The 245-nt window shown below is 39.2% G+C and carries 1 protein-coding gene; it reads left to right on the top strand.

Going from position 1 to position 245, the window contains the following annotated elements:
* A partial coding sequence (ricT, locus tag GB932_RS21890; protein WP_497755936.1) for a regulatory iron-sulfur-containing complex subunit RicT occupies positions 1-245 on the top strand: 245 nt, incomplete at both ends.

The following is a 245-nucleotide window of genomic DNA, read 5'->3' as shown; positions in this document are numbered from 1 at the left end:
AGATTTCAGGTCTGTAAACACCAATGTTGCAAGATATCAACAGCTGAGTATCAATCCTCAGAAACTGGCAGGACAATGTGGTAAGCTGAAATGCTGCCTTAACTATGAGCTTGACAGCTACCTGGACGCATTAAGCAACTTCCCTTCTTCTTCAACTACTTTGGAAACAGAGAAAGGAAAAGCATTCTGTATTAAAATCGACGTTTTCAAAAAGAAAATGTGGTTTGCTTATGTAGACAGCTCAA

Source organism: Microbacterium karelineae (assembly GCF_009745985.1).
Classification (GTDB): Bacteria; Actinomycetota; Actinomycetes; order Actinomycetales; family Microbacteriaceae; genus Microbacterium; species Microbacterium karelineae.
This window is presented reverse-complemented; position numbering and strand designations above follow the sequence as displayed.